At 44.2% G+C, this 10,495-nt stretch carries 9 protein-coding genes; 5 read left to right on the top strand and 4 right to left on the bottom strand.

Features of this window, described 5'->3' with window-relative positions; genetic code table 11:
• Positions 1-167 precede the first annotated feature (167 nt).
• The gene (locus FTV18_RS10925; protein WP_179993363.1) at positions 168-1,472 is read right to left on the bottom strand and encodes a DcaP family trimeric outer membrane transporter; all 1,305 of its coding nucleotides are present in this window, start codon (positions 1,470-1,472) and stop codon (positions 168-170) included.
• 359 nt (positions 1,473-1,831) lie between these two features.
• Positions 1,832-3,070, bottom strand: a complete 1,239-nt coding sequence (locus tag FTV18_RS10920) for an MFS transporter (protein WP_180017932.1) — start codon at positions 3,068-3,070, stop codon at positions 1,832-1,834.
• A gap of 137 nt (positions 3,071-3,207) precedes the next feature.
• On the opposite strand from FTV18_RS10920, the gene FTV18_RS10915 reads away from it, so the two are divergent.
• The 5 genes from FTV18_RS10915 (at position 3,208) to putP (ending at position 7,983) form a co-directional block, all read left to right on the top strand.
• Positions 3,208-3,837 (top strand): 1-acyl-sn-glycerol-3-phosphate acyltransferase, encoded by a 630-nt coding sequence (locus FTV18_RS10915; protein WP_180017934.1) that lies wholly within the window; start codon positions 3,208-3,210, stop codon positions 3,835-3,837.
• Positions 3,838-3,901: 64 nt separating this feature from the next.
• Positions 3,902-4,819: a patatin-like phospholipase family protein gene (locus FTV18_RS10910; protein WP_004783071.1), complete on the top strand. Its 918-nt coding sequence runs from the start codon at positions 3,902-3,904 to the stop codon at positions 4,817-4,819.
• Between the two features lie 101 nt (positions 4,820-4,920).
• On the top strand, positions 4,921-5,403 hold the full coding sequence (locus FTV18_RS10905) for an NfeD family protein (RefSeq protein WP_004783073.1): 483 nt from the start codon (positions 4,921-4,923) through the stop codon (positions 5,401-5,403).
• 3 nt (positions 5,404-5,406) lie between these two features.
• The gene (locus FTV18_RS10900; RefSeq protein ID WP_005234507.1) at positions 5,407-6,258 is read left to right on the top strand and encodes an SPFH domain-containing protein; all 852 of its coding nucleotides are present in this window, start codon (positions 5,407-5,409) and stop codon (positions 6,256-6,258) included.
• Between the two features lie 213 nt (positions 6,259-6,471).
• Positions 6,472-7,983: a sodium/proline symporter PutP gene (gene putP, locus FTV18_RS10895; protein ID WP_004783075.1), complete on the top strand. Its 1,512-nt coding sequence runs from the start codon at positions 6,472-6,474 to the stop codon at positions 7,981-7,983.
• Between the two features lie 83 nt (positions 7,984-8,066).
• Here the strand turns inward: putP and FTV18_RS10890 are convergent, their stop codons facing one another.
• A complete protein-coding gene (locus tag FTV18_RS10890) occupies positions 8,067-8,975 on the bottom strand; it encodes a farnesyl diphosphate synthase (protein ID WP_180017936.1) in 909 nt (302 codons plus the stop codon).
• A gap of 223 nt (positions 8,976-9,198) precedes the next feature.
• On the bottom strand, positions 9,199-10,389 hold the full coding sequence (gene prpF / locus FTV18_RS10885; protein ID WP_180017938.1) for a 2-methylaconitate cis-trans isomerase PrpF: 1,191 nt from the start codon (positions 10,387-10,389) through the stop codon (positions 9,199-9,201).
• Between the last annotated feature and the right edge of the window lie 106 nt (positions 10,390-10,495).

The raw sequence follows: 10,495 nt of genomic DNA, 5'->3' as shown, positions 1-10,495 counted from the left end.
TAATGGAGAAATCTAATCGGTATGTTATACCTGAGAGAAGAGTGAGGAGTTATCCAAGGGTTGTAAAAGGAAAACCTCAAAAATACCCAAGAAAAAGCCAGTCAATCTCTTAACTGACTGGCATTACACCAAGTGGTGGGATTTTTTATTTAGCTTCACATCATCAATTAGAAGCTATATTTGCTCATTAAACCAATACGGTTATCTTTGAATTTTCCATTATTAAAGGTTTTACGCTCACCGTTGACATACTCAACACCAAACTCAAGCGGTTTAACTGGTGAATACACCAAGTTTAACCAAGCTTGTTGTACCTCTTTGTTTGCAGTAGGATTGAGGTCTGCATAGTCTGAGTCTTTATCGGCAAACAATGCACCATAACCAAGTGATGTTTTTAAGTTAGATAAAATGCTGTACGTTAAGCCCGTTTGTACCGCCCAAATTTCATTTTGTTCAATATTACGGTTACCTTCATCATCTACGAATGCAGCATTGGCATTGGTACCATACAAAATACCGTTTACACCTTTGGTATAGCTGACATCCAGCGTCGCTTTTAAAGGATCAAGTACTTGATACGTTGTACCTGCTGCTAGACCCCAACCTGCTTTACGTTTATTAGTGTCTTCATCTTTATAAACTTCAACTAAAGCACGCGCAGACGCATTACCTTTTTTGTCATCAAAGTTGTGTGCCAATTTAGCAGTCAATGTTGGTACACTTGATTTGATATGTTCAACACTTACTCTTTCGCCTTGGGCATTTAATTCAGTCTGTGCAGCACTTGAGTTTGGCTTTTCTGCCGCCAGGAATAATTGCGTTGCCGGTGTCAAATCAAACCCATAACGAACCATTGGTAGACGGGTAGTCCCCCCACCGACGTTGGTGCTGAAGTCAATCATAAACGGTGCATGATTTGACAAGAAGTTAGATTGGGTTTGACCAATCAACCAATTTTCATAGGTTAAATATGCTTGACGTATACGGAATGAATCGTTAGTACCTGCGAAATCACTTTCAAGTTTACCGCCAACCTCTGCACCGTTAACACTGGTTTTAAAATCTAAACCCAATCGTGTTGTTTTTGCTGTTGCGACTAACTTGTCTCTGGTTTGACCATTGGTTTTAGCAACGTCAGAGAAGTCACCTGCTGAACCTTCAATGATATAGTTCGCATCACCACGAACGAAACCATATAGCTTCACTTCAGTATCTGATTTTGTACTTAGTGCTTTCGGTGCAGCTGCTGATGGTTGTGGTGCTGCTTTAACTTGTTCAATCTGCACGGCTTGATTATGCTGAACTTGTTGCTGCTGTGTTACTAATGCTTTTAGTGCTTCAACTTCTTGACGCAGCTGCTTAATTTCTTTTTGCTCTTGTGTTTCAGCATGTGCAACCGTCCCCATCATCAAGGTTGTTACTGCAACTGCTAATCCCTTAGCTAAAAACTTTCGTGTTAAAACTTGATTCATTAAATTCTCCATATTGAACAAACGTTCATTGGCTTTGAAAGCTCACTGATTCCCACTAAAATCTAAAGCGTGTGGAATATCTATAATTATAAATTGACTTATTTTATTATCTCGTGAGATCACTCACGAACAATGTGCATAGTTAAAAACCATCCTTATCATGTTACATGATTTTACTGGATTTATGTTTTTTAACTATACCTACATAATAAGCCGTATAAAAACATCAGAAATTTAACAATTTTAGACTCAGTTTGAAATCATTTTTATCTCATACTTTTAGCTAAAATATGTATTAACGACACTTTTAAAATAATTTGATTGTTTTTAATACGGCTTTAATTGATGCGTTGCAATGATCAGGAGTCTTGCTGTGTTCTACCCCAAAATACAATAGGCCATAATAAAAACACGCTGATCCATACAATATATGTTAAATACTGTGCATACCCCCAATAATCCCCTAGTAGCCCGCTCAGGCTATAAAGTCCCCCGCTTACAGTAGCCATCAAGGCGACCTGAAAAGTGAAATCAGTTCCTGCCAGATGCTTGCGGCTGTATTGCATCACCAAGGTCAACATAACGACTAAGAGCATGGCCGATATCATATCCTCGGCAGCATTAATGAGATAAATGATCCAGTTTTCTACTTTATTTTGGATTTCATACTGGCCAGCCAGCCAGGCATAAGCCATTAAAGTCATGATTTTCAGGACAGAGAAAATCAGTAAACTCCGGCTGCGCGACCAGTATTTCAGACACCAGCCAGCCAATCCTGCTCCAATCAGTGCCGCAAATGCACCAAGCATGGTGACATAAAGGCCAATCTGGCTAAAGCTCAGTCCGAGATCTACCATTAACGGTTTTAATAAAGGCCCGGATAAACCATCGGCGATTTTAAAGGTCAGTAAAACCAGAAGCCACCTCGCCAAGGTTAAATCTGACCAGAAGTATTGAAAATAGGTTTTTATATTGCTGAGTGCAGGTCCTTTATCAGCTGGCGTGATAATTTTTGAATGCTGAGGTTCTCTAAAAAGTAAAATGGGTAAAGTATTAAGAAAAACCAGCGCAGCCAGTAACAGAAAGGTACTTTGCCATTGCAGCAGATCGAGCAGCCATAATATGGCCCCGCCTCCGACAATGAATCCCAGACGAGAACCAATCACCTGAAAGGTATTGCCCCAGTGCTGTTGTTCATTTTTTAGAATATTGACTGCCAGTCCATCTGTAGCAATATCCTGAGTAGCGCCGATCCCATTCATCACTAACAACGTGATAAAAAAGATCAACAGGTACAGCGGCTGGTTTAAGGCTTGGATCGGCAAGAAGGACAGCCCAATCAGTACAGCGACAGAAAGCCATTGCAAAGGAATAATCCAGCTACGGTAATGACCTTTGGCACTCGATCCATGCCGATCAATTAAAGGCGCCCAGAAGATTTTAATCGACCATGGCAGCATGAGCAGGCCAAAGCCACCAATATGTGCCAGAGATACGCCTTCAGCCCGCAGAATGACCGGCAAGGCATGGGTCATAAATCCGACCGGAAGCCCCTGTGCCCAATACAGCGAAAACAGTAAGATATAGATATTCCGCATATGCAGGCCAAGTCCTTAGGGTGAAAATGCATTAACGGCATTTAAGATGCCATACATTTTGCCAATGATCCGGATTTTACAACAGTCTAATATAATCAAAAATAAAGAAAAATTAGTTTCAGGAAGAGACAGAAGTAATGACCCAGACACGTTTCCCCCGGTTACCGCCACATGTCCCGGCTCGTGGCAGCAAACTGAGCCGGACTTTTTTCAGGCAACTTTTCTTGGCTCAGGGCTGGCGTCTGGAAGGAGAATTTCCCGATTTGCCCAAAGCTGTGGCCATTATTTCTCCGCATACTTCAAATATTGATGCCTGGCTCGGTTTTAACGCCTTGCTCGGTCTCGGTATTCAGATTACGATTTTTGGTAAAGATAGCCTATTTCGCACTCCCCTCAAGCCGGTTCTGGAATGGATTGGGGTCGTTCCAGTCGTGCGGGATAGTCCACAAGGTCATACCCGACAGATTGTCGAGATTATTGAAAAATCACCTCAAATCTGGGTCGGTATGGCACCAGAAGGCTCACGCAAGGGTCCTGAAAAAATCCGCAGTGGTTTTTATCATATTGCCAAAGCGGCGCATTTGCCGATTGTGATGTTTTCCTTTGACTATGACATCAAGACCGTTCATATCCTCGGTGTATATCACCTGACAGGTGATTATGAATATGATCTGGAACAGATCTATAAGCATTATGAAGGTAAATTTTCGGCCAAAAATCCGGATTGGGTCGCCAAGCCGTTACAAAAGCTTTTGAAAAAAGACTAGGCAAAACTGGCTTTTTTTGATGTGATAGCCTGAATTTTGTTGATTTAATCGCCAGTTTTTTATAATGAAATTAACCCGTTATGCTCTGATTGGCTGCTTGGGTTTAAGCCTTGCAGCATGTGATAAAGCTACTAAAACCCCAACAACCTCTACTCCTCTTCAGGCTCGTGAACCTGTGGTGGCTATTGCGCTCGGTGGTGGCGGTGCCAAAGGCTTTGCCCATATCGGGGTACTCAAAGTCCTCGAATCGCACGGCATCAAACCGAAGATTGTTACTGGAACTAGTGCCGGAAGCTTCGTGGGCAGTCTATATGCCAGCGGCAAATCTCCTTATCAGTTGCAGCAAATCGCCTTGAACTTTAAAGAATCCGATATTCGTGATTTAACCCTGAACCGCCAAGGGATTATTGCCGGACAGAAACTGCAGGATTTCGTCAATAAAAATGTGGCGAATAAACCGATTGAACAGTTCCCGATTCGCTTCGCGGCAGTGGCAACCCGCCTAGACAATGGCCGTAAAGCTGACTTTATTAAAGGCAATGCCGGACAAGCCGTGCGTGCCTCTTGCAGTATTCCGAATGTCTTTGTGCCCGCTGTAATTGGCGGTACAAAATATGTCGATGGCGGTCTGGTTAGTCCAATTCCAGTAAAAACGGCCAAAGATATGGGAGCAGATATTGTTATTGCCGTAGATATATCTGCCCGTCCGGACAGCAATAAAGCACTCAACATGTGGGGCGTACTGGACCAGACTATTAATATTATGGGTCAGCAAAGTATCAATGAAGAACTCAGGCAAGCTAATATCGTGATCCAGCCTAAAGTAGGTCATATTGGTACGCTGGATTTAAAAGCCAGCAATGAAACCATTCTCGAAGGTGAAAAAGCCGCGCAACTAAAAATCCGTTCAATTGAAAAAGCCATCAGTGATTTTAGGCAGTCTCCGGCTGCATTCAAGCCTGCACGACCGGCAAAATTTTAATCAGAAATTTTTTATATTCATCTGCTGCAGCATCTGCTACATTGGAAGTAAATCATATAAAGATGATGATTAATTAAATACTTAGCAATATAGGTCACGATATGGAATTAGTTCTTGAACCTTGGCACTGGTTTGTATTGGGAATACTTCTTATTCTGTCAGAATTACTCCTGCCCGCTTTTGCTGCCCTCTGGTTCGGGATTGGTGCCATTATGGTCGGCATTCTGTACTGGATGTTCCCGATGATGGGACTGACCACCCAGATCCTGACCTGGATCATCCTGTCTGTTCTTTGTACCTTGCTTTGGTTTAAGTTTATCAAGCCGCTTTCTATCGACAAGACCAAAGCCGGCCTGTCGCGTGAAGCCACTATTGGTCAGATTGGTATGGTGATTCAGACCGATCTTGAACAGGATCAGATCCGGGTCCGGTTTCCGCTGCCTGTTTTAGGCTCGGATGAATGGGATTGCCGTGCTCTGGATAAAGTTCAGGTTGGGGATCGTGTCCGTGTTGTCGATATTCTGGGAAATGACCTGGTTGTACAGCCCCACAGCACTCAATATCAAAACGAAAAAGGTGAATAAATTATGTCTGCTGGCACTATCATTGTTATTGCGTTCTTGGCCTTTGTTGCGATTACCATTTTTAAAGGTGTACGGATTGTTCCACAAGGCTATAAATGGATTGTGCAACGTCTGGGTAAATATCACACCACGCTTAATCCTGGCCTGAATTTTGTCATTCCTTACGTAGATGAAGTGGCTTATAAAGTCACCACCAAAGATATCGTTCTGGATATTCCTTCTCAGGAGGTAATTACCCGCGATAACGCCGTCTTGCTGATGAATGCGGTGGCTTATATCAACCTGACAACTCCTGAAAAAGCGGTGTACGGGATTGAGAACTACTCATGGGCAATTCAGAACCTGGTACAAACTTCGCTACGTTCAATCGTGGGTGAAATGGATCTGGATGATGCCTTATCTTCGCGTGATCATATCAAGGCACGTTTAAAGTCCAGCATTTCTGATGATATTTCAGACTGGGGAATCACCTTAAAGACGGTTGAAATCCAGGATATCAAACCTTCTGTAACCATGCAGACGGCGATGGAAGAACAGGCAGCGGCAGAGCGTCAACGTCGTGCAACCGTGACTAAAGCGGATGGTGAAAAACAGGCCGCCATTCTGGAAGCTGATGGTCGTCTGGAAGCGTCACGTCGTGATGCAGAAGCGCAAGTCGTACTGGCAGAATCTTCACAGCGTGCGATTGATATGGTGAGTCAGGCAATTGGTGACAAGGAAATTCCTGTGGCTTATCTGTTGGGTGAACAATATGTCAAAGCCATGCAGGATATGGCCAAGTCTCCAAATGCCAAGACTGTGGTCTTGCCTGCCGATGTGCTGAATACCATTCGCGGTGTGATGGGACGTCACTAAATTTCAGAGATACTTCACAATAGGCAGCCAATTGGTTGCCTATTTTCTTTCAAAATAAGAAAATCTCAGCAAAGATTGTGAATTTATGGTTAAATTTCGCGTTTATTTTTGAAATCCTCTGGATTCGATGTTGCTTGGCTTTCGGATTAAAGTCTTTCGCATCTGTCATAATCCTTGTTTCGATCTACTGTCCAACTTAAAAATGGATACCGTATGAGCTCCCTAAATCCAACCTTAATTACCTTTCTTTTTTATATTGTCGGCATGGTCGTGATTGGCCTGATGGCATACCGTGCGACAAACAACTTTTCTGATTACATCTTAGGGGGCCGACGTTTAGGTAGTTTCGTAACTGCACTTTCTGCAGGGGCTTCCGACATGAGTGGCTGGCTGCTGATGGGCTTGCCGGGCGCAATTTATCTTTCAGGTTTGTCCGAAATGTGGATTGCGATTGGTCTGATTATCGGTGCATGGCTGAACTGGCTGCTGGTTGCGGGCCGTTTACGGGTCCATACCGAAGTCCAGCACAATGCCCTGACCCTACCGGATTATTTCTCGAACCGTTTTAATGATCAGAAAAAAGTGCTGCGTGTGGTTTCGGCATTTGTCATTCTGATTTTCTTTGCAATTTATTGTGCTTCAGGCATGGTGGCAGGTGCACGGCTGTTCGAAAGCATGTTCGACATGTCTTATAGTACAGCGCTCTGGATCAGTGCGATTGCAACGATCAGTTATGTGTTTATTGGCGGTTTCCTAGCAGTCAGCTGGACGGATACCATTCAGGCAACCCTGATGATCTTCGCCCTGCTTCTTACGCCAATCGTAACCATCCTGACTTTTTCAGATATGTCGCAAGTTACGCTCGCTTTGGAAGCCGCACGTCCACAGGCCATGAACTTGGTCGGTGATCTGAGTACCATCGCGATCCTGTCATTAATGGCATGGGGTTTGGGTTATTTTGGTCAGCCGCATATTTTAGTGCGTTTCATGGCCGCCGATTCAGTGAAGTCGATTCCAAATGCACGCCGTATCGGGATGACCTGGATGACGCTTTGTTTGGGTGGTGCAGTGGCCGCAGGTTTCTTTGGTATTGCCTATTTCCAGCAACATCCGGAACTCGCTGCTGTGGTGAATGCCAATCCTGAAACCGTGTTTATGGAACTGACTAAAATCCTGTTCAATCCATGGATTGCCGGTGTGGTTCTGGCGGCAATTTTGGCCGCGGTGATGAGTACGCTTAGCTGTCAGTTACTGGTTTGTTCAAGTACCCTGACTGAAGACTTCTATAAATCATTCCTACGTAAAAATGCCTCACAAAAAGAACTGGTTTGGGTCGGTCGTTTGATGGTGCTTCTCATTGCTTTATTGGCGATCTGGATGGCTGGTAATCCTGAATCTAAAGTCTTGGGTCTGGTGGCGTATGCTTGGGCAGGTTTTGGCGCTGCTTTTGGTCCACTGATTATTCTGTCTTTGTTCTGGAAGCGCATGACCTTGAATGGCGCCTTGGCAGGCATGATCGTTGGCGCATGTATGGTGATTCTGTGGAAGAATACTATTGGTGGAACAGGTCTTGGTTTTATTCCAGCCGGCATCTATGAAATTATTCCAGGTTTTATCTGTTCATGGATTGCGATTGTGGTTGTGAGTCTATTAGGCAAAGCGCCAACAGCTGAAATTACGACACGCTTTGAACAGGCAGAACGTCTGTATAACGAAAGCAAGTAATTCAATATAAAAGAAAAGAGGACTTTAAGTCCTCTTTTTTATGCTTGTTTTAAGCTGATTTCAGGAAGATTAGTTTATTAAAATCAGCTTTTACGTGTCAGCAGGAACTGGGTAATCTGCATCAGGTCATCGGCTTGACTTTCAAAATGATTCAGTGCAGTCATGGCCTGATCATGTAATTGCTGTGCATAGGCTTGGGCTTTCTCTAAACCCATCAATGCTGGATAAGTTGACTTCTCCACCTGTTCATCCTTGCCCGCCGTTTTACCCAGCACTTCTGTATCAGAAATAATATCCAGAATATCGTCCTGCACCTGGAAAGCAAGACCAATGGCTTGCCCGAATTCACGCAATTTTGGAATGGCCAGATCAGTCCCTTCAAAGATCGTCACCGCTGCCATCATGATCGCTGCACTGATCAAGGCACCGGTTTTATTTCGGTGAATGGTTTCCAATGCTTTCTGATCAATTTTTTTCCCTTCCGCCTGTAAATCAAGTACCTGACCATTGACCATTTTCGAGGAAGCAGTCGCCAGAATCTGCATCTGCTTCAAGACAATCGCAGGTTCTACTGCAGGCCCCTGATCAAACAGACGACTACCCAGAATTTCAAACGCCATAGATTGCAAAATATCACCCGCCAAAAGAGCCGTATCTTCTCCATAGGCAGCATGACAGGTTGGCTGACCACGACGTAACAAGTCATTGTCCATACATGGCAAGTCATCATGCGCTAGCGAATAGCAATGAATAAACTCGATCGCAACTGCGGCACGGCGTACCGCAGCACTATTCTGATTCGGCTTTAATGCAGCAGTGGCATAACAGAGCGCTGGACGTACCCGCTTTCCTCCTAGCATTACGGCATGATGTACTGCCGACTTTAACGGTTCTGGGATAGAAAAGGCTTCCAAAGCAGTCAGTAAATCGTGTTGAATCCGTTGTTGTGCTTGAGTTAGTGCATGGGTTGATACGTCAGTGATAGATGACACATTCGCCTCGAATACGTAGCCAGAATAATAAAATGACAGTTTATAAGTGCCTGTCTGTTATCAGGCATTGTACCTAGAATTGCATTGAATTTTCAGTCTTAAATCCAAATGTTGTTCCATAATTCTGTATTGAGACTGAAAATTTAAGGTAGAAAATCTGCATCAATAAAAAACCACCAGAGAACTGATGGTTTTACTTAGGCTAATTTCTCAAGGAATAATTTTAAGAGAGAACATCTTCAGGGACACGCACCCAACCTTCCATTAGCACACGCGCACTACGGCTCATAATGGCTTTTTTCACTTTCCACTCTCCATTTTCCTGCACTGCTTGCGCACCCACTCTTAAGGTGCCGGAAGGATGACCAAAGCGAACTGATTCATGCTCCCCGCCACCTGCAACACGATTTACTAAAGTTCCCGGAATCGCTGCCGCTGTCCCAATCGCTACAGCCGCTGTCCCCATCATGGCATGATGCAACTTACCCATTGATAAGGCACGAACCAGAATATCGCTATCTGCTTCAGTGACTTCCTTACCACTAGAGGACGTATAAGTCTTTGGCGGAGCCACAAAGGCGATCTTTGGCGTATGCTGACGTGTAACAGCTTCACTAATGTCCTGAATCAGACCCATCTGTTGAGCAGCATAGGCTCGAATGGTTTCAAACTTCACCAAAGCGGCTGCATCATTATTGATATGGTCCTGTAACTCGGTACCGTTATAGCCCAGATCTTCTGCCTTTAAGAAAACTGTCGGGATCCCGGCATTAATCATTGTCACTTCAAAACTGCCAATATTCGGTACTTCCAGCGTATCGGTTAAATTTCCGGTCGGGAACATTGAACCGCCCTCGGCATCATCATCGGCAGGATCCAGAAATTCAATCTGTACTTCGGCTGCTGGGAAAGTTACGCCATCCAGCTCAAAATCACCTAATTCCTGAACCTGACCATTCTGCATCGGTACATGGGCAATAATGGTTTTCTGAATATTCGCCTGCCAGATTCGCACCGTACACAGCCCATTTTCAGGAATACGTGCAGGATCGACTAGACCATTGGAGATCGCAAATGCCCCAACTGCTGCAGTCAGATTGCCACAATTACCACTCCAGTCCACAAAAGGTCGATCAATCGATACCTGACCAAACAGATAATCCACATCATGATTTTCTTGCTGACTTTTAGACAGAATCACAGTTTTGCTGGTACTTGAACTGGCACCGCCCATCCCATCAATCTGCTTGCCATATGGATCCGGGCTGCCGATCACTCTTAATAATAACTGGTCCCGAATTCGGCCTGCCTGTTGTGCAGCAGCAGGTAAATCGTCCAGTTTAAAGAACACCCCTTTACTGGTGCCTCCGCGCATGTAAGTGGCCGGGATTTTGATTTGGGCAGCGAAACTCATGAATACTTTCTTCCTCTGGCTTGTCTTTATTCTGATCAAAATTATTGAATATTTCTGAGACGAGTATAATCGGTTTAAAGCCAAGTAGCTGCCTTGCCCGACCTAA

The sequence above is a fragment of the Acinetobacter sp. YH12241 genome, from assembly GCF_013417535.1.
In the GTDB taxonomy this organism is placed as follows: domain Bacteria; phylum Pseudomonadota; class Gammaproteobacteria; order Pseudomonadales; family Moraxellaceae; genus Acinetobacter.
Note: the sequence above shows the minus strand (reverse complement) of the source record. Positions and strands in the feature narration are given on the sequence as shown.

Coding starts and splice junctions, on each gene's coding strand:
- FTV18_RS10925 (WP_179993363.1), bottom strand. CDS start 1,472: ATGAATCAAGTTTTAACACGAAAGTTTTTAGCTAAGGGATTAGCAGTT.
- FTV18_RS10920 (WP_180017932.1), bottom strand. CDS start 3,070: ATGCGGAATATCTATATCTTACTGTTTTCGCTGTATTGGGCACAGGGG.
- FTV18_RS10915 (WP_180017934.1), top strand. CDS start 3,208: ATGACCCAGACACGTTTCCCCCGGTTACCGCCACATGTCCCGGCTCGT.
- FTV18_RS10910 (WP_004783071.1), top strand. CDS start 3,902: ATGAAATTAACCCGTTATGCTCTGATTGGCTGCTTGGGTTTAAGCCTT.
- FTV18_RS10905 (WP_004783073.1), top strand. CDS start 4,921: ATGGAATTAGTTCTTGAACCTTGGCACTGGTTTGTATTGGGAATACTT.
- FTV18_RS10900 (WP_005234507.1), top strand. CDS start 5,407: ATGTCTGCTGGCACTATCATTGTTATTGCGTTCTTGGCCTTTGTTGCG.
- putP (WP_004783075.1), top strand. CDS start 6,472: ATGAGCTCCCTAAATCCAACCTTAATTACCTTTCTTTTTTATATTGTC.
- prpF (WP_180017938.1), bottom strand. CDS start 10,389: ATGAGTTTCGCTGCCCAAATCAAAATCCCGGCCACTTACATGCGCGGA.